Here is a 26,600-nt window from a genome sequence, read left to right as displayed (position 1 = left end):
ACTCGCATGACTAGCGTACGAGTTTTCATTCTCGGCACGCTCGCCAGAAGAGGGGCCATGCACGGGCACCAGATCAGGCAGAGCGCGCAGCAGGACCACACCGAGCTGTGGACCGACATCAAGGTCGGCTCCCTGTATGGCGCCCTGCACAGGATGGCCGGGGAAGGCTTGATCGAAGAGGTGCGCACCGAGCAGGAAGGGAAGCTGCCCGCGCGCACGATCTACGAGATCACCGAGGACGGCCGCCTTGAGCTGGAGTCGCTTCGTGACGCGACCCTGCGCGACACCAAGCTGGCCCCCGACCCCGTGGACCTGGCCCTCCAGCTCAGCGAGGACGTCCCCACCCCGATCTTGGCCTCGACGATCAGAGATCGCCTGGGAGCGCTGACCTCCAAGCTGGAGGAGTGGAGACGGCTCAAGGACGTGGCCGCCCCCTACCTCACCCCCTTGGAGACGCACGGATTCGATCACACGCTCATGCGTCTGGAGACCGAGGTCACCTGGCACGAGGGCCTGCTGAAAGCGCTGTCCGTGACCCCGGCCGACGTCGTGGAACGGGGAGAGGATGAGTGAGATGAGAGCCATCGCCGCATCCGGCATCGAGGTCATGGTGATCGGTGGCGGCATCGGCGGCCTGTGTCTGGCACAGGCGTTGAAAGGCGCCGGTGTGCGCGTCCAGGTCTACGAGCGCAACCAGGATCCGCGCGACTGGGTGCGGGGATATCGCATCCACGTCAACCAGCTCGGCAGCCGCTCTCTCCGCCAGTGCCTGCCCACACCGCTCTGGGAGGCCTTCGTCGGCACCGCTGGACACCCGGGGCCGGGCTTCCGCTTCCAGACCGAACGGCTGGAGGAACTCGTGTTCGTCGACGAGGACGTCATGACCGGCGGAGCCACGGAGCCCGCCGATGCCCACTACGCGGCCAGCCGCGCAGTGCTGCGCGAACTGCTGCTCGCGGGCATCCGGGACGTCGTTCGGTTCGGCAAGACGTTCGAGCGCTACGAGACCAGGCCGGACGGCCGCGTCACGGCTCACTTCGCCGACGGGACTTCAGCGACCGCGGACGTGCTGGTCGGCGCGGACGGCGCGAACTCCGCGGTGCGCGGCCAATACCTGCCCGGGGTTGATCGCGTGCTCACCGGCGCGGTCGCGGTCGGCGCGCGTCTGCCCCTGACCGAAGCGACCCGGCGATGGGTGCCCGCCCATTTCCAGGCCGGTCTGAATGTCGTCTTCCCTGCCAGGAGATGCGCCCTGTTCACGGCCTCCTTCACGGCCAGGCGACGCGCGTCGGCCCGCGGCGGCGCGGAGGAGCTCGCCCTCGACTCCGGCCTGGCCCCGTTCGGGCTCGACATCAGATCGCTGGTGGACGAGATGGAGGACTACGTCCTCCTGGCCTTCATCGCCCACCGGCGGGCGTACCCGCCGAACGCCCCTGCCCTGGCCGGCGAGGACCTGAAGCGGCTGGTCGCGGACATGACGGGCGGCTGGCACTCCGATGTCCGCCGGATGATCGCCGAGGCCGACCCCGCCACCGTCCAGCTCATGCCGTTCAAGACGTCGACCACGATCTCCGCGTGGCCGAGCACGCCCGTCACACTGCTCGGCGACTCCGTCCACAGCATGACCCCCGTCATGGGGTTCGGCGCGAACGTCGCGCTCCGCGACGCCGCCCTGCTGTCGAGCCGTCTCGCGGCGGTGTGTCGCGGGGAGGAGGACCTCGTGCCCGCCGTCGCCGCGTACGAGAAGGAGATGCGCGACTACGGCTTCCGCGCCGTTCAGGTGTCCCGCCGGATCTCCGACCTCATCGTCTCGGACAACACACTCGTCAGGAGCGTGGCCAAAGGCTGGTTCCGCGCGTGCGACGCGGCCGAGCCGCTGAAGCGGATGACCTTCGGCAGGCAGTGGACGGACCACTCGCCCCAAGAGCCGGAAAGGTCGCACGCCGGGAGGTCATGACTACTGATCGTCGTTGTCGGCGAGGTGGTCGAGGGCGCGGGTCAGGGCGTCGCCCAGCGGGCGGAACGCCTCGGTGAGCGCGTTGGCGAGCGGGCTGAAGATCTCGGTGACCTCGCTCAGCAGGTCTGCCTCTTTTCTCTCCGGAGGCGCCCAGCGCATGGCGTCGGCGCTCAGCGCCTCCCATTCGTCGACGACGCCGTCGATGGCGTCGAGCACGTGGTCAGGGTCGCTCGGCATGGCCGTCTCTCCAGGACGAAGGAGTCCGACAAGGCCACGGTACCGCGCGAACCAGGCATGCTCCGGTCCGGCCGGGGAGAACGTGATCCGGTCCGGCCGGGGAGAACTACGCGGGGATCGAGACCCCCACGCCGCCACGGGTCTGCCCGCCGTACCTCTGCCTGTCGGCGGCGAGGTCGAGCGGCCGGATGGTGGTGCGGGCGGTGAGCACCTCTTCGGTGAGCAGGGCGGCGGGCACCAGCCACGAGACCTCGAACTCCAGGCCGTCGGGGTCCTGCGCGTAGAGGGCCTTGGTGGTGGCGTGGTCGGACGCGCCGACCAGGGCGCCGAGCTCGCCGAGCCTGGTCGCGATGCGCTCCAGCTCGTCGAGTGTGTCGACCTCCCAGGCCAGGTGGTAGAGCCCGACGGAGCCGCGACCGGCCGGGGACGGCGCGGCCTGGGCGCCGATCTCGAACAGACCCAGGTCGTGGTCGTTGGTCGAGCCCGGGGCCTGCAGGAAGGCGGCGCCGCGCATGCCCATGACGACCTCGAAGCCCAGGGCCTCGCGGTAGAAGGTGACGCTGCGCTCCACGTCGCGCACGTAGAGGACCGCGTGATTGAGCCGTTGGACCGGCATGAGGAACCCCTTTCCCTGGTTTCAGCACCAACTATATGAGAGTTCAAGTAAATTGGCGGCATGACCCGATGGCTGGACGCGGACGAGCAGCGCACCTGGCGTAACTTCCTGTCCGCCACGCAGCTGGTGAACGAGGCGCTCGACCGCCAGTTGCAGCGCGACGCGGCGATGCCGCACGCCTACTACATGATCCTGGTGGCGCTCTCCGAGGCGCCGGAGCGCCGGATGCGGATGAGCGAGCTGGCCGCGCGGGCGCAGAGCTCGCAGAGCCGTCTGTCGCATGCGGTGGCTCGGCTGGAGGAGCGCGGCTGGGTGCGCCGCGACCGCTGCCCCGAGGACCGGCGCGGCAACATCGCCGTGCTCACCGACGACGGCTTCGCCGCCATCGCCGCCGCCGCGCCGGGTCACGTGGCGGAGGTCCGGCGCAGCCTGTTCGACGTGCTCACCCCCGATCAGGTACGCGCCCTGGACGAGATCTGCGCGACCGTGCGGAACACGCTGGAGCGATAACGGGAAACTGTCGGCGTGAAGCCGTACCGTTCTCCCGGAATCGAACTCTTCAGGGGCGGACTTCGGGAGTCGAACTCCTCGGAGGCGAACTTTTCGGGGGGCGAACTCTTCGAGGGTCGAGCTCCGGGAGCGAACAAGGAGACGGGCATGCACGACACGGATGAGGCGCTGTTCAGGACGGTCCACGGGATCGCGGGCCGGTTGGCGGGCCAGCCCGTGCCCGTGGTGATGGGCGTGTTGCTGAGCCAGTTGCCCGAGGCGCCCGGTCTTGAGGCGCCGGAGATCCGCCGGATCGCCGAGGAGATCAGCGTGGGGCGTGATCCCTCGGGCTTGTGATGCGGCGGCCGCTCGTGGAGCATCGAAGCATGTCCAATATTGACGCCGTTCGCGGTGTTCTGTCCGGCAGGTGCGCGTGACTCTGGTCGCGGGAGTCGACTCGTCGACGCAGAGTTGCAAGGTCGTCATCCGTGACGCCGCCTCCGGCCGGCTGGTGCGCCAGGGCCGGGCCGCCCATCCCGACGGCACCGAAGTCCACCCGTCCCACTGGTGGGCCGCGTTGCTGCGGGCCGTCGACGAGGCGGGCGGGCTCGACGACGTCGCCGCGATCAGCGTGGCCGGGCAGCAGCACGGCATGGTCTGCCTCGACGAGTCGGGCGACGTCGTGCGCGACGCGCTGCTGTGGAACGACACCCGCTCCGCCGCGGCCGCCGCCGCGCTGGTCGCCGAGCTGGGCGGCCCGGTGGCGTGGGCCGACGCGGTCGGCAGCGTGCCGGTGGCGTCCTTCACGGTGGCCAAGCTGCGCTGGCTGGCCGAGCACGAGCCCGAGCACGCGCGCCGCACCGCGGCGGTGTGCCTGCCGCACGACTGGCTCACCTGGCGGCTGGCGGGCGCGCTCGGCCTGCCCCGGGCGGCCTGGGCCGCCGCGCCGCCGCCCGCCCTCGACCGGCTGACCACCGACCGGGGCGACGCCTCGGGCACCGGCTACTGGTCTCCGGCCACCGGCGACTACCGCCTCGACCTGCTGAAGGCCGCCTTCGGCTCGGTCCCGCTGCTGCCCCGGGTGCTGGGTCCGCTGGCGGAGGCCGCGCCGGAGAGCTCTCTCCGACTCGCGCCCGGCACCGGAGACAACATGGCCGCCGCGCTCGGCGTGGGCGCGCGGCCCGGCGACGTCGTCGTGTCGATCGGCACCTCCGGCACCGTGTTCGCGGTGTCCGACGTGCCGAGCGCCGACCCGAGCGGCGCGGTGGCCGGGTTCGCCGACGCCACCGGGCGCTTCCTGCCCCTGGTGTGCACGCTCAACGCGGCCCGCGTCATGGACGCGGCCGCCCGGCTCACCGGGGTCGAGCTCGACCGGCTCGGCGAGCTGGCGCTCCAGGCTCCGCCGGGGGCCGGCGGGCTCACGCTGGTGCCTTACCTGGAGGGCGAGCGCACCCCCAACCTGCCGACCGCCACCGGTTCGATCCACGGCCTCACCCTCGCCACCGCCACCCCCGTCCACCTGGCCCGGGCCTCGATCGAGGGCCTGCTGTGCGGCCTCGCCGACGCGCTCGACGCGCTCGGCCTGACGCCCGAGCGGATCCTGCTGATCGGGGGCGGCGCCCGCTCGGAGGCGGTCCGCCGCATCGCCCCCACCATCTTCGGCCGGCCGGTCCTGGCGCCCGCGCCGGGCGAGTACGTCGCCGACGGCGCCGCCTACCAGGCCGCCCGGCTGCTCGACGAGGACGTCCACTGGTCCACCGACCAGCCGGCGCGCTACGAGGCCGCGGCCGAGCCCGCCATCCGCGACCGCTACGCCGCCGCTCGCCCCCACATCCTGCACCAGCCGCACTGACCGTCCGGCCGGGGATCGCCGTCACCTCCTTTGGCGGTGCCGTGAAAGGAAATGATCTTTAAAGGGAGGGTGAAAGCCCTAGTGGTCATCTCAGGGTGGGGTCAGGGGCGGAGCCTGATGGATCAGGGCCGCGAAAGCTCCAGAATGCGGCTATGACCGCAGTAAAAAGGCTCTATCCGCTTGTCGCCTGTGTCGCGATCGTGTTCTCCGTGGGCGCGATCGTGGTCGGGCAGCTGGTGCCGGACCCCTATCTCGATCCGATGAACGTGACCGTGAGTGAATACGCCGTGGCCGACCGCGGGGGCGTCACCGAGGTCGCGATCGCGGTGCTGGGGCTCGGGTCGCTGGCGTTGCTGGGCGGATTGCGGGCGGCGGGGGCGCCGGTCCGCGGGGTGCCGGAGCGGCTGTTGGCGGTGTGGTCGGGGGCGCTGGTCGTCGCCGCGGTCGTCCCGACCACGCCGATCGGGGCGGACCTGACCCTCACCGCGCAGGTCCACCGGTACGTTTCCGTCGCGGCGTTCGTGAGTCTGCCGGTGGCGGCGGCCCTGCTGGTGCCGAGGCTGGCCGCCGACCCCGACTGGAAGCCGGTGGCCAGGGTGGTGGAGTGGCTGGCGCTGGCCGGCGGGCTGGGCGTGCTGGCGATCACGTACGTGGCGCTGCCGGGCGACCGGGTGCTCATCGGGCTCGTCGAGCGGTTGCTGCTGGGGGCCGAGGTGGCGTTGCTGGCCGTGCTGGCGGCGTGGCTGGTGCGTCTGTGGTGGATACGGTCTGTCGGTAAGGCCGTGAATTTCACGACATATCACAGATTTCTAGCTAGTAGATCTTAAGGCTGCCCGTATCGGTGCTATTCTCTCCGGCGATCTTCTATCCGGGAGCAGGTGTCATGGCATCGGGCAGATCCATCAGATCCAAGATCTCGACGCTGCTCGTCGTCCCCCTGGTATCCCTGATCGTCCTGTGGGGCTTCGCCGCCGCCACCACCTCCGGTGAGGCGCTGAACCTGCTCAAGGTGCAGACCATCTGGAACGGCGTGATCGACGACGCCGACGGGCTGGTCTCCCATCTGCAGGTGGAGCGCCTGGCCTCGGCCGAACGGATCGCGGGCACCGCCTCCGACGGGGCCGCGCTGGCCGAGAGCCGGGCCGCCGCGGACCGCAGCAGGCAGAGGCTGGCCAAGTCGGCGTTGTCGGAGGAGGTCCAGGACGCCCTCACGGCGGAGATGAAGGGCCGGTTGAAGGAGGCGCTGGCCGCGATCGATCGGCTGCCGGAGATCAGGCGGCTGGTCGACACGGGCCGGCTCACCCCGGGCACCCTGATCACCGAGTACGCGACGATTCCCGACGCCGTGCACCGGCTCTACTCCACGATCACGGTCAGCAGCGACGTCGAGCTGGCCCGGCAGAGTCAGGGCCTGATCGCCGCCGACGGGGTGCGCGAGCTGCTGAGCCGCGAGCACGCGCTGATCGTCGCGGCGAACGGCCGGCCGACCATGCACGACGTGCACCAGCTCGCCGGCATCGACGGCGCCCGGACCCACCTGTGGCCGCAGGCCATGGCCAACCTCGACGCCGACCTGCGGGCTCCGTTCGAACGGCTCGCCGCCACCTCCCGCTACAACACGATGGAACGGGCCCTGGAGTCGGCCATCTCCGGCAAGCCCGTCGACATGCAGCTCTGGCGCGGCACGGCCGACCCCGTGATGAAGGACTACACCCGGGTCATCTGGGACGGCGGCGACCGCCTGCTCGCCAAGATGGAGCCGGCCGGGATCGCCATCCTCCTGCGGGCGGGCATCGCCGGCGTGCTCGGCCTGCTGGCGGTCGTCTTCTCGGTCGTCATGTCCATCCGGGTGGGCAGGCGCGTCACCGGTGAGCTGACCGGCCTGCGGCGCTCCGCGCTCGACCTGGCCGAGGTCCGGCTGCCCGGCGTCGTGACCAAGCTGCGCAAGGGCGAGAACGTCGACGTCGAGACCGAGGCGCCGCCCATCGAGGTGTCCCGAGGAGCCACCAGCGAGGTCGCCGACCTGGCCGCCGCGTTCGGCAGCGTCCAGCGCACCGCCGTGGACGCGGCGGTCGAGCAGGCCAGGCTGCGGCAGGGCGTGTCGGAGGCACTGCGCAACCTGGCCAGGCGGAGCCAGTCGCTGCTGCAACGCCAGCTCAGACTCCTGGACGAGATGCAGCGCGACACCGAGGAGCCGGAGGCGCTGGAGCGGCTGTTCAAGCTCGACCATCTGACCACCCGTATGCGCCGCCACGCCGAGGGCCTGGTGCTGCTGTCCGGCGGCGCGGCGGGGCGCCGCTGGCGCGGCACCATCCCGGTCGAGGACGTGCTGAACGGCGCCGCCGCCCAGGTCGAGGAGTACACCCGGGTCCGCGTCTACCCGATGCCCGAGTGCGGCGTGTCCGGCGCCGCCGTGGCCGACCTGATGCACCTGTTCGCCGAGCTGATCGAGAACGCCACCTCGTTCTCCTCGCCCGGCAACGAGGTGTCGGTGCGCGGCGAGCTCGTCGGCAGGGGCTTCGCGGTGGAGATCGAGGACCGCGGTCTCGGCCTGCCGCCCGAGATGCGTCAGGCCATCAACGAGCGGCTGGCCAGCCCGCCCGACTTCGACGCGTCGCAGACCGAGCGGCTGGGGTTCGCGGTGGTCGGCATGCTGGCGGCCAAGCACGGCATCGTCGTGACGCTCAAACCGTCGCCGTACGGCGGGACGACCGCGATCGTGCTGGTGCCGGGGGCGCTGGTCGAGGCGCTGCCGCCGCCGATCGAGCTGCCCGAGCTGGAGTCGGTGTCCGTGTCGGTCGTGCGTGACGACCAACCGGGCCTGAACCAGCCGGGCCTGAACCAGCCGGGCCTGAACCAGCCGGGCCAGGGCCGGCCGGGTCTGAGTCAGCCGGGTCTGAACCAACGGGGCCAGAACCAGCAGGTGCCGAACCCGTCGGCCCAGAATCCGCCGCCGGCGGGCGGTCTGCCGCGCCGGGTCCGCGTCTCCAAGCGCGGCTCCCAGACGGGTTCCGAGTCGGGGCTGCCCCGCCGTACCCGGCAGGCCAACCTGCCCGAGCAACTCAGGCAGCCGCAGCCCACCGACCTCCGCGAGCACGCGGAGCTCGCGGAGCTCGTGGAGCCCGTGCGGGAGCGCTCACCCGAGGAGACCAGGGCACTGCTCTCCTCACTGCAGTCAGGCTGGCAGCGGGGGCGCCAGGAGAGCGATCAGGATGGGGGATCTCTATCGTGAGCCGCGAGCCCGACGAATGGGTCGACGAGGAGGCCGGTCCGGTCGTGCGGCCGTACGCGGTCGCCCGCGGCCGCACCCGGCCCTCCTCGCCGGCGATCGACCTGCTCTCGCACATCTCGGCGACGACCGAGCCGATGCCGTCCAAGGCCGAGCTGAGCGCGCAGCACCGGCGCCTGATCGGCTCGGTCTCGGGGCAGTCGAGGCCCGTGGTCGAGGTGGCCGCCGAGATGAACCTCCCGGTGGGAGTGATCAGGGTGCTGCTCGGCGACCTGCTCGACTACGGGCTGGTCACGGTACGGCCGCCGCACGCCAAGGCCGGCGTGGCCACGGAGAGCCTCCTCCGCGAGGTGATCAACGGCCTCAAGGCGCTCTAGCCGGCCGCGGTCAGGGTGCGCAGGGAGTGTTCGACCAGCGTCACCATGACCTCCTTGGCCGAGGTCCGCCGCCGCACGTCGCACAGCAGCACGGGCACGTCGGTGTCGAGGTCGAGCGCGATCCGCACGTCGTCGACGCTGTGCTGGTCGGCGCCGTCGAAGCAGTTGACGGCCACCACGAAGGGGGTGCCGCGCTGCTCGAAGTAGTCGACCGAGGGGAAGCAGTCGGTCAGCCGCCGGGTGTCGGCGATCACGACCGCGCCGAGCGCGCCGTAGGACAGCTCGTCCCACATGAACCAGAAGCGCTCCTGCCCCGGAGTGCCGAACAGGTAGACGACCAGGCCCTCGCGGATCGTGATGCGGCCGAAGTCCATCGCGACCGTCGTGGTCGTCTTGGCCTCCACGCCGTCGAGGTCGTCCACACCGATGCCTCGGTCGGAGAGCACCTCTTCGGTGCGCAGCGGCTTGATCTCGCTGATCGACCCCACCAGAGTGGTCTTGCCCACGCCGAAGCCGCCGGCGATGAGGATCTTCAGCGCGACGGGGTCCTCAGAGAGCCCGGAGTCCATTGATCACTTCCTTGAGAATGCCCTCGTTCGCACGCGGCCGGGCCGCTGAGGGGGACTTCACCGAGATGAGACCGCCGTCGAGCAGGTCGCCGAGCAGCACCCGGACCACTCCGATGGGCAGGTCGAGCTCGACGGCCAGGTCGGCCACCGTGATCGGCTCACACGCCACCCGCAGGATGAGCTGCTGCTCAGGTCCGAGGCCGTCCGGCGGGTCACCGATGGCGCTCACGGTCGCGATGAGATCGAGCATCTCCCCCGAGGACCTCGTACGGCCGCGGATGAGAGCATAGGGCCGGACGATCGGCCCCGCGTCCTCATCCAGCCATTGCGCCGGCTCCATCATGGCGCGGTCGTCCGTGGATTGGTCGAGATGTGCTGGCCGACCCGCTTGACGAGCATCGCCATCTCGTAGGCGATGTGGCCGACGTCCACGTTCGCGTCGGCGAGCACGGCCAGGCAGGTGCCCTGTCCGGCCGCGGTGACGAAGAGGAACGCCGACTCCATCTCGACGATGGTCTGGCGGACGTCGCCGCCGCCGAAGTGGCGTCCCGTGCCACGGGCCAGGCTCTGGAACCCGGCGGCCACGGCCGACAGGTGTTCGGCGTCCTCGCGGGTCAGCCCCTTGGAGTAGCCGACCGCGAGGCCGTCGGTGGACAGGATGACCGCCTGGCGCACCGCCGCGACCCTGGTCGTCAGGTCGTCGAGTAGCCAGTTCAGTTCGCCGGTATTGGTCGTCGGCACGCTCATGCCTCCCCCTTTTCGGTTGCTTCTTCTTGTGCGCGCTGGGTTCCCCGTTGGAACGCGGAGAACAGATCGCGTATCTCGTCGGGAGAGCGTTCGGGTTTTCGCTCGGGCTCCGGCTCGGGTGGTGGCTTCGCCTGGAGCTGGGGTGCGAGACTCGCCTGCCGGACCCGGGTGGGCAGGCCGGCGTGGGTGCCGCCGCTCACCACGGCCAGGGCCTTCTTCCTCGTACGGCTGGGCAGCGTGCGCCCGCGTGTCGTGGACGACGGCTCCTTGACGGCGGGCGGCAGCGCCGGCTGGCTGTTGACCAGAGTGCGCGGCACCAGCGCGATCGCGGTGGTGCCGCCGAACGGGGAGCGCCGCAGCAGCACTTTGATGCCGTGCCGCTCGGCCAGTCTGGCCACCACGAACAGGCCGAGCCGGTCGCTGTCGGCCAGGTCGAACTCGGGCGGGTCGGCCAGCAACTTGTTGAACGCCCCGTACTCCGCCTCCGACAGCCCGAGCCCTCGGTCCTCGACCTCGATCGCGTAGCCGTTGCTCACCAGGTCGCCTCGGACCTGGACCTGGGTGTTGGGCGGCGAGTAGATGGTGGCGTTCTCGATCAGCTCGGCGACCAGATGGGTCAGGTCTGCCGCGACCTCGCCGTCGATGGCGCCGGCGGGCATGGTCTCGACGGCGACGCGGGTGTAGTCCTCGACCTCGGCGACCGCGGCCCGGACGATGTCGAGCACCGGCACCGGGTTGCGCCAGGCGCGGCCGGGGGCGGCGCCGGACAGGATGATCAGGCTCTCGGCGTGCCGTCGCATGCGGGTGGTCAGGTGGTCGAGGCGGAAGAGCTCCTCCAGCCGGTCGGGGTCGTGCGTGCGGCGCTGCATGCTGTCGAGCAGTCCCAGCTGCCGGTGCAGCAGCCCCTGCTTGCGCCGGGCGAGGTTGAGGAAGACCTGGCCGACTCCGCGCCGCAGCGCGGCCTGACCCACGGCGGCCCGTACGGCGGTGCGCTGCACGGAGCCGAAGGCCCTGGCCACGTCGGTGATCTCGGCCGACCCGCTGACCTTGAGCGGCTTGGCCTCCTTCTCGACGTCGACGTCCTCGCCCCGGCGCAGCCGTTCGACGATGCCGGGGAGCCGCTTCTCGGACAGCTCCAGCGCGGACGAGCGCAGCTCGGCCAGCTCGGCGGACAGCCGGCGGCCGAAGCGTACCGAGATGACGATCGAGGCGAGCACGGCGGCGAGCCCGAGGCAGCCGGCGACGCCGATCCGGACGAGGGTCGCGGTGGCGGCCTCGGCGGCGCGGGCGGCGACCACCTGGGAGGAGGAGGCGCCGACCCGGTCGAGCTGGGCCATGACCTGGCTGACGGTCGCGTTCCAGGCGGTGGCGTCGGGCGGCGGCGCCCCGGTGGTGACGATCCGCGCCTCCATCAGGGTGAAGTCCCGGAAGGCCGGGCCGGCGAACACCTGCTCGTACGGCCGGCGGAGCTCCACGTCGAGTGCCGCCTGGCCGCGCGCGTGCATGAACCCGCGGGTGGCGGCGTACTCGGTGAACGCGGTGGCCTCGTCCGGGGTGAGCCGCCCGTCGATGAGCGCGCCGCCGATGAGCGCCTGCTCCCTGGCGATGACCTCCCGGGCGTTGCCCATGGTCTGCAGCGACGAGGCCTGCTGGAAGAGCGCCAGGTCGGGCACGGGGGCCAGGTGGTCGTAGAGGCGGAAGAGGGCGTCGAGCACGCGGTTGTACGCGTTCAGCGCGTTCAGCCGGGAGCTGAGGCCGGTGTCGATGTCGGCCCGGATGGCGGTGAGGCGGTCGAGCTCGCGGTCGAGGGTGCCGAGCCGGCCGCGCAGCTCGTCGTCGATCGCGTCGCCGGCTTCGGCGGCGGCCCGCCGGAAGCCGGTGACGGACGTGTCGGTCCGCGCGCGCTGCTCGCCGAGATCTTCCGTGAGATCACGGGTGGTGACGGCCACGACGGACCGGGCCCGCTCGGCCTGGAGCTGAAGTCCCAGCTCGGTGGAGGTGACGCCGACCGTCTGGTAGACGGTGTTGGACCGGAGCAGGCTCAGCCCGTCGCCCACGGTGAGGTTGAGCACGAATCCCCAGAGCGCGCTCAGAGACAGGAGGGGTAACAGGAGTAATAAGAAGATCTTGAACCGAATTGACCGGTTTTGCGAGCCCATGTCCCAACCTCGGAGTCGAGGGATATTTCCACGTTTCGTGTAAATACGCCTCCGGAAGATCGCACAGGAGACTAGCACCGAATAGGGTTCCGGCGCAGTGGGAGGAACACGATGATTAGCGTGATAACTGGGGCAAGTGCTGGCATCGGTGCCGCCGCGGCGGAGGAGCTTTCGCGGCGTGGACACCGGGTCGTCCTCGTCGGGCGCGACCAGAGCCGGCTGAACGCCGTGGCGGACACGCTCACCGGACCTGAGGGCGACGTGGTGACCTGCGACTTCAGCTCGCTGGACGACGTGCGCCGGTTGGCCGCCCTGCTGCGCGAGCGGTACGAGCGCATCGACGTGCTCGCCAACAACGCGGGAGTGATGAGCCCGGACCGGCGGATGACCCAGGACGGGCACGAACTGATGGTTCAGGTCAACCATCTCGCGCCGCTTCTGCTGACCCATACCCTGGCTGATCGGGTGGACCGGGTGGTCACCACCTCCTCGCGAGCCGGGCAGAGCGGCCGGATCGATCCCGATGACCTGTCGCGCGAACACCGCCGGTGGAACGGCTGGCTGCAGTACGGCGACACCAAGCAGGCCAACGCCCTGTTCACCGTCGCGCTGGCCGCCCGCGGGGTGGCCGCGACCTGCTTCCACCCGGGCGTGATCCGCACCGGGTTCGCCGGCGACGCGCGGCTCATGCGGTTGGCCCTGGCGCTGCCGGGCTTCGCCAAGCCGCCCGAGCACGGGGCGCGCCCGCTGGTGCACCTGGCCACCCACCCCGACGGCGTCGAGCGCGCGGGCGGCTACTACTCCGGCGGGAGATTCGAACGGGTGTCCTCGATGTCGGATCCGGAGCTGGCAGAGCGGCTCTGGCAGACCAGCCTGGCCGCGCTGGCCGGCTGACCAACGCGCCGCCGCGCACCGCCACAGCCTGGGGGCGCTCACGTCGACAGCTCCGTGACGGCGCGGCAGGCCGCGGTGATGGCCGCGTCGGCGCTCGCCGCCGGGATCGCGTCGGAGCCCGCGATGGCGATCCTGCCGAAGGGCCGGCGGGCCAGGTCCGCCGGGAACGGGCCGTCGGGATAGAAGGCGTGCCACGGCCGGCAGTACTCAGGCGCCTGAGCGTGGCCCCACCGGTCGATCGTGATGGCCTCGATGTCGGTGGCCGGGTCGAAGCCGCCGGGTCCGAGCAGCCGGGTGAGCTGGTCCCTGACGGTGTATTCCAGGTGGTCGTACGGCGTCCTGAGCAGCGCGTGCCGTCCCGCGACCGCGCCCTCGGCGGGGCCGAGCTCCGACCGGCACGGCGTCGCGACCAGGCGCGCGGTGACCGGGCCGGCGGGGTCGGCCCTCCCGTCGAGCTCCGACAGGCACCAGTAGGCGCCCGTCCAGCGGGTGCGGTGGACGCCGACGCGCCGCCACGCCTCCCCGTCGCGGAGCCGTACGGTCGCCTGGAGCAGCGGCTGCTTGACCGCCTCGCGCAGCGCCCGCCTCTGGTCGTCCGGCAGCTCCGGGACCAGGTGGGGGATGACCGTGTGCCAGCAGGCCATGATCACCGAGCCCGCGCCGAGGGTCCTGACCGCGTGACCGTCGAAGTAGCCGACGGTGACCGACGACGCGGTGTCCGGCGGGCCGTCGTGACGCACCGAGACGACCGGGCTCGACAGCCGGAACCGGACCGGGTTGGCGGGCAGGTCCAGCAGCCGCCGGTCGGCCGGTTCGTGGTCGCGGGAGCCGGTGAAGCCGGGGATCATCCGGGCCAGCATCGTCCGCACCAGCGTCCGGCCGCGTTGCGGGAGGCAGTGGGCGCGCGGTTCGCCCCACTCCTTCTGCACCGTGGGAGAGTTGAACCTGGACGGCTTGTCACGGTCCAGGTGCAGGCCCCGGAACCCGGGAAACTCCCAGCCGTCCGCGCGGCCCCAGGCGTCGATCGCGCCGAACGCCCGCGCGTCGTAGGCCCAGTCGGCGTTCGGCATGGTCCGGCAGAACCGCTCGACGTCGGGGTGCGTCCCGCAGACGTCGAGCAGGAAGGCGGAGTAGGTGAGGCCCGCCAGCCGTTCCTGCTTCCGCTCCCGCGACAGCCCGGGGAACCAGTCGACCGGGTCACGGTAGAGCGCGAGCAGGTCCCTCCGGGCCCGGTCGGCGATCGGCAGCCGGCCCACCCACTGCTCGGCCTCGATCTCCGGGGTGAAACAGACCAGCCGCTCCACCGGGTAGGTCTCCCGGTCGCACAGCACGCTGTCGTACATGCCGAGGGCGGGGTAGTGCCGGCCGTCCGGCTCCCGCACCGCGATGTCCAGCCGGTCCAGCAAGTCCCTGCCCTCGGGGGTCCACACCGAGACCGAGCCGAGTTGCGGCTCCTCGCTGAGTTCGTCGTGGTTGTCCAGGATGAGGACGCGGGCGGCCGGGTCGCGGCGCAGCCACTCGTGGGCCGCGCTCACCCCGCTCACGCCGCCGCCGACCACCACCAGGTCATAGGTCTCGCCGGTGGGCTCGGGGGCGCCCGCGTGCTGCCAGAAGCGGTCGTCGCGGAGCGCGTGCGGCACGCTCAGCGCGGCGGCGGTGTCACCCCGCACCCCCGGCTGGACGGCCCCGGCGCCGCCCGGCGGTCCGTCGCCGGAGCAGCCGGTGAGCGAGCCCAGCGTGGCGACCCCGACGGTCATGGCGACGCCGTCGAAGAAGTCGCGGCGCGAAATCGTCCGGCTCATCCCGAGATCGCGCGCCTCACGCGGGTTGATGTCGCTCATACCACGAGCTTCGCGACCTGGAGCAAATGCGGCACTACGCCGCGCACCCTTTCGAGAACTTTTTACGTGACCTATTACGGCCTTTGCCCGTTTGGAGGAACGTTCGGAACATTGCGGCGGGGGAGTCCGAGTGGTCGGCGAGCAGGGCCGTGTCACCGGCAAGATCAGCTTTGGCCTGGTCGGTGAGGTCATGATCCCAGTCAGGGGTGGCGTCATGGCTCTCGCGAACAGTGTGCCGTCGAATGGGGCAGAAGCCGAGAGCCCCCGTAGAACCGCTGAATCCCGCGAATAGCGACGTTAGTCGGATGCCCGCCGCGCGGCTCCTCTAGCGTTTATCCATATGCTGATAGCGCGAAATCCGAAATTCATTTTCAAGGCTCTTTCCGGCATATGTCTGGGCGCCGTGGTGATCGCGGGCTGCTCGGCGGGGAGGGCGGCCGAGCCCGTCGCCGACGCCACGCCCTCGGCGCCCACGACGCCCGCCACCTCGGTTGCTTCCTCGGCGCCTCCCGTCGACGCGGGCCGGCTCCGCCTGGCGCTGCTGCCGGCACCCCAGGGCATGCGCGTCGTCCACGGCCCCGAGACGGGGGCGTTCGGGTCGCTTGAGTCGACGAAGAAGGGGCTGGCGGCCGCGCGCCAGGTCAGCCTGGCCCGGCCCGAGTGCGCCGGTGCCGCTCAGCTCGACGCCGGCGAGCCGGCCCTCGCCAACGCCCCGGCCGCCGTCGTCGCCTACGCCTCCGACCGGGGATCGATCACCCAGGCGCTGGTCGCGATGCCCTCGCCGGTCTTCCCGCCGGCACTGCCCGCGCAGTGCGCCGACTACGCCGCCGACGTGGAGGGCACCCGGGTGACCTACGGCACGCGGCAGCTGACCATGCCCAGGCAGGGCGACGAGTCGCGCGCCTACCTCACCACGGCCGTGGGCGGCGGCCAGAACGCCCAGGTCGGGTCGGTGGTGATCAGGCGGGGCAACGTGATCCTGAGCCTGCTCGTCGTGGGCCGGAAGGTGAAGTCGGGGGGCCTGTTCCAGCTCGCCCAGGTGGCCGACCGTCAGCTCGCCAAGATCAGCCGATAGCCGTCAGGCCAGGTCGAGGCCGTCAGGAGGGCCGGCGGCCTGAGGCCGTCAGATCAGCACGTGGTCGTCGGGCCGGCCGACGAAGGAGAACTGCGCGTTCCTGGTCAGCTTGATGTGGTCGGCCTGCCAGGTGTGCATGCTCGCGTCGGCGCCGCGCCAGTAGACGAAGTTGAAGCGGTCGGCCGAGTAGATCTTGACGCTGTCCTCCTTCAGCCTGCGCACGAGATGGGTGTCCTCGCCACGGGTGAGGTCGGGGAAGCCGTAGGACCGGAACATCTCGGCCTTGCCGAGGAACGTGCCGCCCTGGACGAGGAAGGAGTAGCGGTGCTCCAGCCCGGGCAGGCGGAGCATCGTGGTGTTGCGGCCCTCGAAGTAGGCGTAGTGCGCGCCCTTGCCGACCAGCTCCGCGTCCGTGTAGTCGAAGGCCCGGGCCAGGTCCGACAGGTAGTGCTCGCCGTACAGGTTGTCGTCGTCCATCTTGGCGATCAGCTCGCCCTCGGCGGCGGCGATGCCGAGGTTCATGCAGGCGCCCAGCGACAGCTCGGCGGCGGCGGGCAGCACCACGACGTCGGAGATGCCCGCCATGCGGGCCTTGTCGGCCACCACGACGGGGTCGATGTCGAGCCCGTGCAGCACCATGACGAGTTGCAGCGGCCGGTGGATCTGCTTGGCCACCGAGGAGATCGCGTGCTCGATGTGGGAGGCGCGGTTGGTCGGCAGCACCACCGAGATCGACCGCGACCGTGCCGGCGCCGGCCGGCCGAGCAGCTGGAGGATCTGGTCCACCCGGTGCGAGAACAGGTGCTTGTCGAACACCTCGCGCATGGCCAGGTGGCCCATCCGGGCCCGCAGCTCGGGGCTGTTGATCAGGTGCAGCACCTGGTTGTACGACTCGACCGGCTCCCGGGCGATGGGCACCAGGTCGCCGAACGTCTCCTCGATCGCCCGCGACCAGCCCGAGACGACCGGGGTGGAGCAGGCCGACAGCTCGAAGACGCGGCGCGCGCACATGGTGGGCGAGTCGAGCACCGAGTTGACGTTGAGGAAGACCTTGTACATCCGGTAGGCGGCGAGCATCTGGTCGTAGGGCAGCTCGCCCACGATGTGCGGGCGGTACTTCTCGGGCCAGCCGTACTTCTCGTCGACCTCGCCGTTGCGGGCGAAGATGTGCAGGCCCAGCTCGCGCACCGGGTCGAGGACGACCTCCATCTGCTCGCGCCGCTCGGGGTGCTTGTCGCGGAAGTACATCCCGGCGAAGACCACGTCGTGCAGCCGGCCCTGCTTCTGCTGAATCGGGTTGTGCACGCGGGGCTGGGCGGCGAACTGCAGCACGTCCACCCGGTCGTGACCCAATATTTCCCGATATTTCGGCACCATGTCACCGTCACAGGTGAACACGTAGTCGAACAGCTTGGCCGTGTCGATGAAGAAGTCGAAGTTGGGCGGGTCCTCCTTGTTCCAGAAGACCGTCGGGATGCCCTCTGCCCGGCACCAGGCCACCAGGTCGCGCAGCGGCTCCTTGGGCGCGTTGGTGCCGGTCATCTGGTAGCGCCAGCGACCCTGGTTGCCGTGCCAGGCCGACTCGCAGAACAGCAGGTCGGGCCGCTTGTCGGCGAAGATCTCCGGCCAGTCCTTGAGCCCGAACTCGATCTGGTCCCACTCGTACCGGAACGCCATCCGGGAGAAGTCGTCCAGGATCACCGCGACGCGCAGGCCGGGCCGGTTCACCGGGCCGGCCGGCCACTTCACCGCGGGCACCTCGACCGGCGGCGGCCGGTGATTGGCCACCTCGACCGCCTCGCTGACCGGGACGGGCGGCTTGGGCGCCCTGTCCTTGGAGCGGACCGCCTCCAGCACCTTGCCGGGCTTCTTGGAGCCGATCGCCTCGCCGAGCTTGAACGTCCGCTTGGCCTGGGTGGCCTCCAGCTTCCAGGACGCGTAGGCGGCCCGCGCCTCGGAGATCTCCAGACGCCGGCGCAGCTCCCTGATCTCCGCCTCGTACCTCTCGACGAGCTTGCGCTCCTCAGGCAGCCAGTTGACGGGGCCGAGCCGCTGGTACGTGGGCTCTTCGGGGGTTTCGGCCATGAGGATGCTCGCCTATCGCTCGCGGAGATATGTCATGGTACGGCGTAACCCGTACGGAATGGGGGGCTATTCGGAACGCGTGCCCTGGGCGGCCGGCGAGAGGTTGTCCCCTTTGAGCCAGGCCGAGATCACCCGGGCGATGCGCGGACCGGCGGCCCCGTCCCAGAGCGGCGGCAGCTCCCCGGACGGCGTCGAGGCCCCGTCGGCCAGCGCCTTCTCCGCGGCGGCGGGCAGCAGGGCGGGCGTGACCAGGCGGTTGGTCCCGTGTGTGATCGTGATCGGCCGCTCGGTGTTGGGCCGGACCGTCAGGCACGGCACACCCAGCATGGTCGTCTCCTCCTGGACGCCGCCCGAGTCGGTCACGACCAGCGCGGCCCCGCGCACCAGCGACAGGAAGTCCACGTAGCCGAGCGGGTCCACGACCCTGACCGAAGGCCCGTCGACCAGCCCGGCCTCCGCCAGCCGGGTGCGCCCACGGGGATGGATCGGCACCACGACCGGGATCTGCCGCGCGACCTCCAGCACCGACGAGACCAGCTCGCGCGCGGCCTCCGGGGTGTCCACGTTGGCCGGCCGGTGCAGCGTCGCCACGGCATACCGGTCCGGGAGGCCGAGCCGCGCCACCACCGGCGCCGGGTCCAGCGACGGCAGCGCCGAGAACAGGCTGTCGATCATGGGGTTGCCGACCAGGTGCACCTTGGCGGCCGGCACGCCCTCGGCCGCCAGGTGCGACAGGGCGTCGGGGGAGGTGGCGAAGAGCAGGTCGGACAGCGAGTCGGTGACGATCCTGTTGACCTCCTCGGGCATGCCCCGGTCGAACGAGCGCAGCCCCGCCTCCACGTGCGCCGTGCGGACGCCCAGCTTGGCGCAGACGAGGATGGCCGCCAGCGTGGAGTTGACGTCGCCGTAGACCACGACCAGGTCGGGGTCCTGCCCGAGGACGATCTCCTCCAGGCCGACCAGCAGGGCCGCGGTCTGCTTGGCGTGGGTGCCGGAGCCGACCCCCAGATTGGCCACGGGCTCGGGCAGGCCGAGGTCCGCGAAGAACACATCGGACATCAGCGCGTCGTAGTGCTGACCGGTGTGGACGATGCCCTGCCGCACGCCCAGCTCGCCGAGGGCCCGCACCACCGGGGCCGCTTTCACGAAGTTGGGACGCGCTCCCAGCACGTGCAGGACCAGGGGGTTCTCCCTCATTGACCTCGCCTTTCGGAGCGGAAGGGAAAAAACGCTGCCTATGGTACGGTCACCGCGTGGCATCCGACGCCAGTCGTCCAGACTCCCCCAAGGTTTCCGCCAAGTCCGCGCGTGCCGGTGTCAGTGGGCTTCTGAAGGGCTTCGTCCAGCACCCGATCATCGTCTCCCGGGTGGTCTTCACCAAGGTGAAATCCGACCCGGTGCGGGTCGCGCAGGCCGCCGCCGACACCCTTCCGCCCCGGCTCCGGCCGATCGTCGGCCGGGTCGCCTGGCCGGCCGCCCGCCGGGCCAGACTGGCCGTCCGCAGGCTCGGCATGCGCGTGATCAAGGCGCCGTGGAACGAGGCCAAGGAGCACTGGGACGCCGGGCGGGTCAGCCAGGCGGCCGAGGTGCTCGACGCCCACGCCAAGTACCCCTTCGTCAAGCGCCGGGCCGCCTACTACCGCGGTGAGCTGGCCGCGATCAGCCCCGACCCCATCCCGCCCGGCCCCAAGGTGGCCGTCGGCGAGCGGGTCGAGGGCCGGGTGCTCCACTGCGTGACCAACGCCCTGCCCTACACCCAGGCGGGCTACACCGTCAGGACCCACCGCATCGTCACCGCCCAGCGGGCCCTCGGCCTCGACCCGCACGTGGTCACCAGCTGGGGCTGGCCGATGTTCCAGGGCCACGCCGACGCCACGCCGTACGAGGAGATCGACGGCACGCCCTACCACCGGCTGCTGCCCGACGGGCACGGCGAGATGCCGTTCGAGATGCGCGGCCGGATGGTCAAGGGCGCCGAGTCGGTCACCAGGCTCGTCGCCGAGCTGCGGCCGCAGATCCTGCACGCGGCCACCGACCACCGCAACGGTTCCGTGGCCCACGCCGTGCGCGAGCGCACCGGCACCCCCTTCGTCTACGAGGTGCGCGGCTTTTTGGAGGAGACCTGGGCCTCGCGCGACCCGGTCCGGGTCGGCAGCGAGCGGCACGTGCTCCAGCGCGAGCGCGAGGCGTTCCTGATGCGCGAGGCCGACGCGGTCGTCACGCTGGCCGAGACGATGGCCACCGAGATCGTCGAGCGGGGCGTGCCGAGGGAGCGCGTCTTCCTGGCGCCCAACGCGGTCGACGACACGCTGCTCACCGCCCACTACGACGGCGCGTCGTTCAGGTCGGCCATGGGCATCGGCGCCGACGAGATCGTGGTCGGCTCGGTGTCGAGCATCGTGGCGTACGAGGGGTTCGCGACGCTGCTGCGTGCGGCGGCGCTGCTGCGCGACGAGGGCGCGCCGGTGCGGGTGCTCATTGTGGGCGACGGCACCGAGCGTGACAACCTGCTGGCCATCGTCGAGGACCTGGGGCTCAAGACCGCCATCCTGCCGGGCCGGGTCGGCCCCGACGAGGCGCTGCAGGCCCAGGAGGCCATCGACATCTTCGTCTGCCCGCGTGAGGATCTCCGCGTCTGCCGGCTCGTCACGCCGCTGAAGCCGGTCGAGGCGATGGCGCTGGGCAAGCCGGTCGTGCTCAGCGATCTGCCCGCGCTGTCGGAGCTGGTCGGCTCCGACGGCGCCGGCCTGCTGGTGCCGCCGGGCGATCCGGCCGCGCTCGCCAAGGCGATCGCGGGCCTGCGCGAGGACCCTGCCCGGCGCGCTGAGATGGGCGAGGCCGGACGGGTTGAAGTGGCGACCAAGCGCACGTGGAGCCGCGTAGCCGAAACCTATCGATCCCTCTACCGGGACCTTGCCGAACGATGACCTCCCGTTTGGCTGTCTGTTGTGACATGTTCAGTCGCATTAGGCGTGAGCTAGGTGGACTTGAGATAACCTTTGCCACCATGAAGTGTTGTTTCCGGCCCTCCAAGGTACAGCTGTGACAGAAATCGACTTGGCTGTCATCGGCTTGGGGTACGTCGGCATGCCGCTCGCGAAGGAAGCGGTGGCCGCCGGACTCCGAGTCGTCGGCGTGGACGTCGACCCTCGTAAGGTCGACGCGCTCAACGCCGGGCAGTCCTACATCGATGACCTGACCGACGCCGACCTCGATCACATGCTGGTCAGCGGTTTCCGCGCCACGCTCGACGAGTCGGTGCTGGCCTCGAGCAACACGATCGTCATCTGCGTGCCGACCCCGCTGGACGAGGACCACCGGCCGGATCTGTCCGCGGTCGAGGGGGCGACCTCCACCGTCGCCCGCAACCTGACCAAGGACACGCTGGTCGTGCTCGAGTCCACCACCTGGCCGGGCACCACCGACGAGGTGGCCCGCCCGCTGCTCGAAGCCTCGGGCCTGACCGCGGGCGTCGACTTCCACCTGGCCTTCTCGCCCGAGCGGATCGACCCGGGCAACCCCAAGTTCGGGCTGCGCAACACCCCCAAAGTGGTCGGTGGCTACACCGCGACCTGCCGCGACCGGGCGACCGCCTTCTACGGCCAGTTCATCGAGCAGGTCGTGCCCGTCAGCGGCACCCGCGAGGCCGAGATGGCAAAGCTGCTGGAAAACACCTACCGGCACGTCAACATCGCGCTCGTCAACGAGATGGCGATCTTCTGCGACGAGCTCGGGATAGACCTGTGGGAGTCGATCGAGGCCGCGGCCACCAAGCCGTTCGGGTTCCAGAAGTTCCTGCCCGGCCCCGGGGTCGGCGGGCACTGCATCCCCGTCGATCCGTCCTACCTGTCCTACACGGTGCGCAAGCTCGGCTACCCGTTCCGGTTCGTCGAGCTGGCCCAGGAGATCAACGAGCGGATGCCGTCCTACGTGGTGGCCCGCGTACAGCGATTGCTGAACAGGCATAAGAAGCCCGTGAACGGCGCCAGAGTCGTTATGCTCGGCGTTACCTACAAACCGGACATCGCTGACGAACGCGAGACCCCGGCCCTACCGGTGGCGCGTGCGCTGCTGGAACTGGGCGCCGACCTCTCGTTCGCCGACCCGCATGTCAAGGAGTGGTCGGTCGACGGCACACCCGTGCCGCGTGAAGAGGATCTGGCCGAGGCCGTGGCCGGTGCCGACGTGACACTGCTGCTCCAGCAGCACGCCGCGTTCGACCTGGACATGGTGGAGGCAAAGGCCCGGCTCGTGCTCGACACCCGCGGTGTTCTCACCGAGGGTGAACGCGTCGAGCGGCTGTAGCGACGGAGGGCTGCGCGCAGTGCACGTGCTCGTCATGACGGTGGTGCATAACCCCGAGGATGCGAGGATCTTGCATCGGCAGATCCGCGCCCTCGTGGATGCCGGTCATGAGGTCACGTATGCGGCTTCTTTCACGGCTCACGGGGTCGTCCCCAGGCCGTGGGTCACCGGCGTCGATCTGCCCCGGGCCGCCCAGCGCAAGCGCGTCGCGGCCGTGCTGGCCGCCCGCCGGGTGTTCAAGCGGATGCGCGGCAAGGTCGACCTGGTGCTGATCCACGACCCCGAGCTGCTGTTCGCCGTCTGGGGGGTGCGCAACAGCCCGCCCGTGGTGTGGGACGTGCACGAGGACACTCCGGCGACGCTCTCGCTCAAGCCGTGGCTGCCCTCGTTGTTGCGCCCGCCCGTCCGCTTCCTGGCCCGCATGCTGGAGAGCACGGCCGAACGTCGGATGCACCTGCTGCTGGCCGAGACGGCCTACGCGGGCAGGTTCAAGCACGCCCACCTGATCGTGCCGAACGAGACGTGGGTGCCCGACTCGGTCACCCCGCCGGGCGACGACCGGGTGGTCTACCTGGGCTGGCTGTCGCGGGCGCGGGGCGTGCTGGAGGCCATCGAGGTGGCCCGGCTGCTGCAGCCGTACCGGGTGGCGGTCGAGCTGATCGGCTACGCCGACCCGCAGAGCCGTCCGCTGCTCAACCAGGCGGTGACCGAGGGCCTGCTGGAGTGGCGTGACTTCATGCCCAACGACGAGGCCCTCAAGCGGCTCGACGGCGCGCTGGCCGGGCTCTCGCTGCTGCACGACGAGCCCAACTACCGGCACTCGATGCCCACCAAGATCGTCGAGTACATGGCGCACGGCATCCCGGTCATCACGACTCCGTCCCCTCGCGCGGTCGAGCTGGTCGAGCGGTACGAAAGCGGCGTCGTGGTGCCCTGGGAGGACCCCAAGGCCGTGGCACAGGCCGTGCTCACGCTGCGGGACGACGTACGGGAGCGGCGGGCGCAGGGCGCGCGCGGCTACGCGTCGGCACGTGCCAACCACCACTGGCCCAATTCGGCGAAACGGTTCGTGGCCCAGCTCGAAGACTGGGCCGGGCTGCTGAAATAACGGCTTATCTCCGGCAGATCCCGAGAGCGGTAGGTTCTTCAACGTGCGCTGGCTCTTTGTGTTCCTGGGCGCAGTGATCCTGGCCGCCGTGGCGGCCGTGATCGTCGTCCTTCCCGATGACCCTCCATCCGAGCCCGTGAGCCAGCGGGTCAGCGCCACCCCGACCCGCGACGACCCCACGCCCCAGGTGAGCGAGTTCACCGACCCGTGCGGCACGTTCGACACCGGCGAGAAGGCCCCCTACGCCGTCACCGGCTACTGGGTCACGCCCAAGTCCAACCCCTGCACCTGGCGCAAGCAGATGCAGGAGATCCACAGCCTCGGCGGCGACACGGTGATCAGGATCGGGTACGGCCTGCAGTACCGGGAGCTCGACGACCGGGGCCGCGTCCGGGCCAAGGACGGCAAGGTCGACTCGCTCTACGAGCCGTGCGAGGAGGACGGGCTCAGCTGCCACGCCGCGGCCGAGCGCGACCTCAAGGCGGCCGACCCGGGCAACCGGATCGCCCGCACCTACGTCTACCGCACCGACGAGGCGTTCGGCCCCGACCTGTTCCGCTGCGCCCAGATGGAACGATCGATTCCGGCGGGCAAGCGCGTCTACTACCGGGTGCTCGCGCCCATGGACGGCTCCGACGACGCCACCTGCGACTTCGGCAAGGCCAAGCCGTACGACCTGATCCTCATCGCGGGCGCGGCCAAGGACAGCCTGACCGAGCTGCTCGACCTCGGCGACCGGTTCGGCCTGCGGGTCTTCCCCGCGCTGCCGCTCGCGCCGCGCGACCCGGAGACGCCGACCCGGGCCAACCCCAAGCACCTCGGCACGCTGACCACCCTGACCCGCCGCATCCTGCAGGACTACGGTGTGCGCTTCGCCGACCGGGCCTCGCTCGGCGGCGTCTACCAGCCCTTCGAGGTGCAGATGTCGAGCACCCTGGTCTCCAATCCCACGCTGAGGGTCTACGCCGACCAGCACACGATCGTGGAGCAGGAGCTGCCCAACAAGCCCATCCTGATCAGCCCCTACCTCGACGCGCGCAAGCGGGTCGCCTTCGGCCAGACGCCCAAGCAGGTGGCCGAGGGCTTCACGGCGCTCGCCCAGACCGGGGTCGGCATCATCGCGCCACAGGACAGCCGCGGCACCGGCAAGGTGGGCCTGTTCTGGCCGGACGAGCGCGGCGAGGAGGTGGACGAGCGGCTCCGCCCGGTCGTGGGGGAGAGCACGTACGACACCGCCTACCACGGCTCGACGCGCGACTACTACCGCGAGATGTCGCTGGCCCGCGAGAAGATGCTGGAAGCCGGTCACGAGGTGCAGCTGTGGGCCAACGTCGAGGCGTTCGAGCCGTCGGGCGACCAGCCGTGCGCCGCCAGCGGCACCCGTGGCAAGACCGACAAGAAGCGCCTCGACCAGGCCGTCACCATGGCCGGCCGATACGTCCAGAAGATCGTCTCGTACATGTGGAGCGACTTCATGACGTGCGGCTCGCCGTCCCTGGAGACCGAGGTCATGAAGGACTGGGGCCGGCCGATCGCGGTGGACGCGATCCGGCGCGCGCGCGACGTCCAGGACGGCATCGAGGTGCGCGGCTACAACTTCACCGACGGCACGGTCACCGTCGAGTGGCCGGGCGGCTCCGTCGACCTCGACGTGGCCACCGCCGGCTGGCTCGACGACGACCCGCTGGAGGAGCTGCCCGAGGGCATGCAGACCGCCTGGGTGCCGTTCGACTGGGGGCAGGCCGAGCCCGGCGACTGGCTCAGGATCGGCGTCCGGCTGCCCTCGGGGCAGGAGACCACGGAGCGGCTGCACGTCCGGGTCGGCACGTGAACGGCCGCTGAGTGTAACGTGCCTGCCATGGTTCCGTGCGTGCCGGTCAGCGTCGACCTGGTCGTGCTGACCGTGCGCGGCCAGGCGCTCTGCGCCCTCGTCTGGCGGCGCGACAACCCGCCGTTCCTGCGGCGCTGGTCGCTGCCGGGCGGCTTCGTCCAGCTCGACGAGGACCTCCCGGCCGCCGCCCAGCGCATCCTGGGCGAGCGCGCCGGCCTGCCGGGCGCCCCGGTGCACCTGGAGCAGCTCCAGACCTACGGCTACCCCGACCGCGACCCCCGCCAGCGGGTCGTGAGCGTCGCCTACCTCGGGCTCGCGCCCGACCTGCCCGCCTCCGAGCAGGCCCACATGAGCTGGCGCCCGCTCGCCGAGCTGGCCGTGATGGCCTTCGACCACCGCCGCATCATGCTCGACGGCATCGAGCGGGCCCGGGCCAAGCTCGAATACACCCCGTTGGGCGCCGCCTTCTGTCCTCCGGAGTTCACGGTGGCCGACCTGCGCAGGGTGTACGAGATCGTCTGGGGCCGCTCCCTCGACCCGCGCAACTTCCACCGCAAGGTCACCAAGGCCGAGGGCTTCCTGGTGGAGACGGGTGCCACCACCACCCGCGACGGCGGTCGCCCCGCCAAGCTCTACCGCCGCGGCCCCGCCGAGCTTCTCCACCCCCCGATGCTCCGCTCCCTCAAGGTCTGACCGCCCACACCTGACGCCCGAGGTGGACGAAGTGCCGAGCTATGCCTGGACGACGTGACGAGTTCTGTCTGGACGAAGTGACGAGTCGCAGCCGGACGAGATGTAGGGTTGGCGCCAGGCGAAGTGACGACCTGGGGGAACGCGTGGACGACCTTCGTCCGCGGCTGTTGGAGCGGCGGCTCGCCGAGCTGATGAGATCGTTCAGTGCCCAAGCTTCGTTCGACGACGTCTGAGCCCTTCCGCATTCACTACTTTCGCGACCGCAATGGGCGGGAGGTCGACTTCGTCCTCGAACGTTATGACGGGCGCGTCGCCTGCATCGAGATCAAGGCCAGCGCCTCCCCTTCGGCGTGAGACGTCGCGCACCTGCGCTGGATGCGCGACGCGATCGGCGATCGGTTCGCCGCCGGAGTCGTCCTGCATCTCGGCGACCAGAGCGTGTCCCTGGGCGACGGCATCCAGATGCTTCCCTGTCGGCCCTATGGGGGCACGCTCGCCTTCCACGAACAACGTCGACGCGGCCGGGTGAGGATGCC

Annotated in this window: 25 protein-coding genes; 16 read left to right on the top strand and 9 right to left on the bottom strand. The window is 70.8% G+C overall.

Annotation, left to right across the window (positions count from 1 at the left end; genetic code table 11):
• The first annotated feature begins 6 nt into the window (after nt 1-6).
• Together AC5L3X_RS07590 and AC5L3X_RS07585 are read left to right on the top strand one after the other, a co-directional pair.
• Nucleotides 7-573, top strand: coding sequence for a PadR family transcriptional regulator (locus AC5L3X_RS07590; RefSeq protein ID WP_494855959.1), 567 nt, complete (start codon nt 7-9; stop codon nt 571-573).
• A complete protein-coding gene (locus tag AC5L3X_RS07585) occupies nt 566-1,957 on the top strand; it encodes an FAD-dependent oxidoreductase (RefSeq protein ID WP_494855957.1) in 1,392 nt (463 codons plus the stop codon). The genes AC5L3X_RS07590 and AC5L3X_RS07585 overlap by 8 nt, the downstream gene beginning before the upstream one ends.
• On the opposite strand, the gene AC5L3X_RS07580 is transcribed toward AC5L3X_RS07585, so the two are convergent.
• On the bottom strand, nt 1,958-2,194 hold the full coding sequence (locus AC5L3X_RS07580) for a hypothetical protein (RefSeq protein WP_494855955.1): 237 nt from the start codon (nt 2,192-2,194) through the stop codon (nt 1,958-1,960). It lies immediately after the preceding gene.
• A 106-nt stretch (nt 2,195-2,300) separates the two neighbouring features.
• A complete protein-coding gene (locus AC5L3X_RS07575; RefSeq protein ID WP_494855953.1) occupies nt 2,301-2,810 on the bottom strand; it encodes a VOC family protein in 510 nt (169 codons plus the stop codon).
• 60 nt (nt 2,811-2,870) lie between these two features.
• Between AC5L3X_RS07575 and AC5L3X_RS07570 the strand changes: the two genes are divergently transcribed.
• The 6 genes from AC5L3X_RS07570 to AC5L3X_RS07545 all read left to right on the top strand — a co-directional run bounded on the left by AC5L3X_RS07570 (nt 2,871) and on the right by AC5L3X_RS07545 (nt 8,757).
• Nucleotides 2,871-3,320, top strand: a complete 450-nt coding sequence (locus AC5L3X_RS07570; protein WP_189127895.1) for a MarR family winged helix-turn-helix transcriptional regulator — start codon at nt 2,871-2,873, stop codon at nt 3,318-3,320.
• Nucleotides 3,321-3,467: 147 nt separating this feature from the next.
• The gene (locus tag AC5L3X_RS07565) at nt 3,468-3,656 is read left to right on the top strand and encodes a hypothetical protein (RefSeq protein ID WP_494855951.1); all 189 of its coding nucleotides are present in this window, start codon (nt 3,468-3,470) and stop codon (nt 3,654-3,656) included.
• Nucleotides 3,657-3,732: 76 nt separating this feature from the next.
• Nucleotides 3,733-5,151: a xylulokinase gene (gene xylB / locus AC5L3X_RS07560; protein WP_494856245.1), complete on the top strand. Its 1,419-nt coding sequence runs from the start codon at nt 3,733-3,735 to the stop codon at nt 5,149-5,151.
• A gap of 152 nt (nt 5,152-5,303) precedes the next feature.
• Nucleotides 5,304-5,978 (top strand): DUF998 domain-containing protein, encoded by a 675-nt coding sequence (locus AC5L3X_RS07555; RefSeq protein WP_494855950.1) that lies wholly within the window; start codon nt 5,304-5,306, stop codon nt 5,976-5,978.
• A gap of 56 nt (nt 5,979-6,034) precedes the next feature.
• Complete coding sequence (locus AC5L3X_RS07550) at nt 6,035-8,383, top strand: sensor histidine kinase (RefSeq protein WP_494855949.1); 2,349 nt, start codon at nt 6,035-6,037, stop codon at nt 8,381-8,383.
• Nucleotides 8,380-8,757 carry a DUF742 domain-containing protein gene (locus AC5L3X_RS07545; protein ID WP_189127899.1) on the top strand — a complete coding sequence of 126 codons (378 nt, stop codon included), beginning with the start codon at nt 8,380-8,382 and terminating at the stop codon, nt 8,755-8,757. Before AC5L3X_RS07550 ends, AC5L3X_RS07545 begins: the two co-directional genes overlap by 4 nt.
• Here the strand turns inward: AC5L3X_RS07545 and AC5L3X_RS07540 are convergent.
• The 4 genes from AC5L3X_RS07540 to AC5L3X_RS07525 are packed head-to-tail and all read right to left on the bottom strand — an operon-like array spanning nt 8,754 to nt 12,145.
• Nucleotides 8,754-9,326 (bottom strand): GTP-binding protein, encoded by a 573-nt coding sequence (locus AC5L3X_RS07540; RefSeq protein WP_189127900.1) that lies wholly within the window; start codon nt 9,324-9,326, stop codon nt 8,754-8,756. The two genes, AC5L3X_RS07545 and AC5L3X_RS07540, sit on opposite strands and share 4 nt — an antisense overlap.
• Nucleotides 9,307-9,666, bottom strand: a complete 360-nt coding sequence (locus tag AC5L3X_RS07535; protein WP_494856243.1) for a DUF742 domain-containing protein — start codon at nt 9,664-9,666, stop codon at nt 9,307-9,309. Before AC5L3X_RS07535 ends, AC5L3X_RS07540 begins: the two co-directional genes overlap by 20 nt.
• Complete coding sequence (locus tag AC5L3X_RS07530; protein ID WP_494855948.1) at nt 9,666-10,073, bottom strand: roadblock/LC7 domain-containing protein; 408 nt, start codon at nt 10,071-10,073, stop codon at nt 9,666-9,668. Before AC5L3X_RS07530 ends, AC5L3X_RS07535 begins: the two co-directional genes overlap by 1 nt.
• Complete coding sequence (locus AC5L3X_RS07525; protein ID WP_494855947.1) at nt 10,070-12,145, bottom strand: sensor histidine kinase; 2,076 nt, start codon at nt 12,143-12,145, stop codon at nt 10,070-10,072. Before AC5L3X_RS07525 ends, AC5L3X_RS07530 begins: the two co-directional genes overlap by 4 nt.
• 198 nt (nt 12,146-12,343) lie before the next feature.
• Between AC5L3X_RS07525 and AC5L3X_RS07520 the strand changes: the two genes are divergently transcribed.
• The gene (locus tag AC5L3X_RS07520) at nt 12,344-13,126 is read left to right on the top strand and encodes an SDR family NAD(P)-dependent oxidoreductase (RefSeq protein WP_494855945.1); all 783 of its coding nucleotides are present in this window, start codon (nt 12,344-12,346) and stop codon (nt 13,124-13,126) included.
• Nucleotides 13,127-13,164: 38 nt separating this feature from the next.
• On the opposite strand, the gene AC5L3X_RS07515 is transcribed toward AC5L3X_RS07520, so the two are convergent.
• Nucleotides 13,165-14,967 (bottom strand): NAD(P)-binding protein, encoded by a 1,803-nt coding sequence (locus AC5L3X_RS07515; RefSeq protein ID WP_494855944.1) that lies wholly within the window; start codon nt 14,965-14,967, stop codon nt 13,165-13,167.
• Between the two features lie 403 nt (nt 14,968-15,370).
• Here AC5L3X_RS07515 and AC5L3X_RS07510 point away from each other — a divergent pair, with 403 nt between their 5' ends.
• Nucleotides 15,371-16,042 carry a hypothetical protein gene (locus AC5L3X_RS07510; protein WP_494855943.1) on the top strand — a complete coding sequence of 224 codons (672 nt, stop codon included), beginning with the start codon at nt 15,371-15,373 and terminating at the stop codon, nt 16,040-16,042.
• A gap of 48 nt (nt 16,043-16,090) precedes the next feature.
• Here AC5L3X_RS07510 and AC5L3X_RS07505 read toward each other — a convergent pair whose 3' ends face one another.
• Both AC5L3X_RS07505 and wecB read right to left on the bottom strand, forming a co-directional pair.
• On the bottom strand, nt 16,091-18,127 hold the full coding sequence (locus tag AC5L3X_RS07505) for a glycosyltransferase family protein (RefSeq protein ID WP_189127906.1): 2,037 nt from the start codon (nt 18,125-18,127) through the stop codon (nt 16,091-16,093).
• A 66-nt stretch (nt 18,128-18,193) separates the two neighbouring features.
• Nucleotides 18,194-19,324: a non-hydrolyzing UDP-N-acetylglucosamine 2-epimerase gene (wecB, locus tag AC5L3X_RS07500; RefSeq protein ID WP_494855942.1), complete on the bottom strand. Its 1,131-nt coding sequence runs from the start codon at nt 19,322-19,324 to the stop codon at nt 18,194-18,196.
• A 56-nt stretch (nt 19,325-19,380) separates the two neighbouring features.
• Here wecB and AC5L3X_RS07495 point away from each other — a divergent pair, with 56 nt between their 5' ends.
• The 6 genes from AC5L3X_RS07495 to AC5L3X_RS07470 all read left to right on the top strand — a co-directional run bounded on the left by AC5L3X_RS07495 (nt 19,381) and on the right by AC5L3X_RS07470 (nt 26,418).
• The gene (locus tag AC5L3X_RS07495; protein WP_494855941.1) at nt 19,381-21,054 is read left to right on the top strand and encodes a glycosyltransferase family 4 protein; all 1,674 of its coding nucleotides are present in this window, start codon (nt 19,381-19,383) and stop codon (nt 21,052-21,054) included.
• Nucleotides 21,055-21,169: 115 nt separating this feature from the next.
• Nucleotides 21,170-22,432 (top strand): nucleotide sugar dehydrogenase, encoded by a 1,263-nt coding sequence (locus AC5L3X_RS07490; RefSeq protein ID WP_189127909.1) that lies wholly within the window; start codon nt 21,170-21,172, stop codon nt 22,430-22,432.
• Nucleotides 22,433-22,451: 19 nt separating this feature from the next.
• Nucleotides 22,452-23,540, top strand: a complete 1,089-nt coding sequence (locus AC5L3X_RS07485) for a glycosyltransferase (protein ID WP_189127910.1) — start codon at nt 22,452-22,454, stop codon at nt 23,538-23,540.
• A gap of 43 nt (nt 23,541-23,583) precedes the next feature.
• Nucleotides 23,584-25,371, top strand: coding sequence for a DUF4434 domain-containing protein (locus tag AC5L3X_RS07480; RefSeq protein WP_494855939.1), 1,788 nt, complete (start codon nt 23,584-23,586; stop codon nt 25,369-25,371).
• A 27-nt stretch (nt 25,372-25,398) separates the two neighbouring features.
• On the top strand, nt 25,399-26,064 hold the full coding sequence (locus AC5L3X_RS07475; RefSeq protein ID WP_189127912.1) for an NUDIX hydrolase: 666 nt from the start codon (nt 25,399-25,401) through the stop codon (nt 26,062-26,064).
• A 204-nt stretch (nt 26,065-26,268) separates the two neighbouring features.
• Nucleotides 26,269-26,418, top strand: a complete 150-nt coding sequence (locus tag AC5L3X_RS07470) for a DUF4143 domain-containing protein (protein WP_494855938.1) — start codon at nt 26,269-26,271, stop codon at nt 26,416-26,418.
• Nucleotides 26,419-26,600 lie beyond the last annotated feature (182 nt).

Source organism: Nonomuraea sp. CX421, assembly GCF_059358955.1.
This window is presented reverse-complemented; position numbering and strand designations above follow the sequence as displayed.

Excerpts from the sequence above, each read along its gene's own strand:
- AC5L3X_RS07590 (WP_494855959.1), top strand. The coding sequence starts at position 7 with ATGACTAGCGTACGAGTTTTCATTCTCGGCACGCTCGCCAGAAGAGGG.
- AC5L3X_RS07585 (WP_494855957.1), top strand. The coding sequence starts at position 566 with ATGAGTGAGATGAGAGCCATCGCCGCATCCGGCATCGAGGTCATGGTG.
- AC5L3X_RS07580 (WP_494855955.1), bottom strand. The coding sequence starts at position 2,194 with ATGCCGAGCGACCCTGACCACGTGCTCGACGCCATCGACGGCGTCGTC.
- AC5L3X_RS07575 (WP_494855953.1), bottom strand. The coding sequence starts at position 2,810 with ATGCCGGTCCAACGGCTCAATCACGCGGTCCTCTACGTGCGCGACGTG.
- AC5L3X_RS07570 (WP_189127895.1), top strand. The coding sequence starts at position 2,871 with ATGACCCGATGGCTGGACGCGGACGAGCAGCGCACCTGGCGTAACTTC.
- AC5L3X_RS07565 (WP_494855951.1), top strand. The coding sequence starts at position 3,468 with ATGCACGACACGGATGAGGCGCTGTTCAGGACGGTCCACGGGATCGCG.
- AC5L3X_RS07555 (WP_494855950.1), top strand. The coding sequence starts at position 5,304 with ATGACCGCAGTAAAAAGGCTCTATCCGCTTGTCGCCTGTGTCGCGATC.
- AC5L3X_RS07550 (WP_494855949.1), top strand. The coding sequence starts at position 6,035 with ATGGCATCGGGCAGATCCATCAGATCCAAGATCTCGACGCTGCTCGTC.
- AC5L3X_RS07540 (WP_189127900.1), bottom strand. The coding sequence starts at position 9,326 with ATGGACTCCGGGCTCTCTGAGGACCCCGTCGCGCTGAAGATCCTCATC.
- AC5L3X_RS07535 (WP_494856243.1), bottom strand. The coding sequence starts at position 9,666 with ATGGAGCCGGCGCAATGGCTGGATGAGGACGCGGGGCCGATCGTCCGG.
- AC5L3X_RS07530 (WP_494855948.1), bottom strand. The coding sequence starts at position 10,073 with ATGAGCGTGCCGACGACCAATACCGGCGAACTGAACTGGCTACTCGAC.
- AC5L3X_RS07520 (WP_494855945.1), top strand. The coding sequence starts at position 12,344 with ATGATTAGCGTGATAACTGGGGCAAGTGCTGGCATCGGTGCCGCCGCG.
- AC5L3X_RS07515 (WP_494855944.1), bottom strand. The coding sequence starts at position 14,967 with ATGAGCGACATCAACCCGCGTGAGGCGCGCGATCTCGGGATGAGCCGG.
- AC5L3X_RS07505 (WP_189127906.1), bottom strand. The coding sequence starts at position 18,127 with ATGGCCGAAACCCCCGAAGAGCCCACGTACCAGCGGCTCGGCCCCGTC.
- wecB (WP_494855942.1), bottom strand. The coding sequence starts at position 19,324 with ATGAGGGAGAACCCCCTGGTCCTGCACGTGCTGGGAGCGCGTCCCAAC.
- AC5L3X_RS07475 (WP_189127912.1), top strand. The coding sequence starts at position 25,399 with ATGGTTCCGTGCGTGCCGGTCAGCGTCGACCTGGTCGTGCTGACCGTG.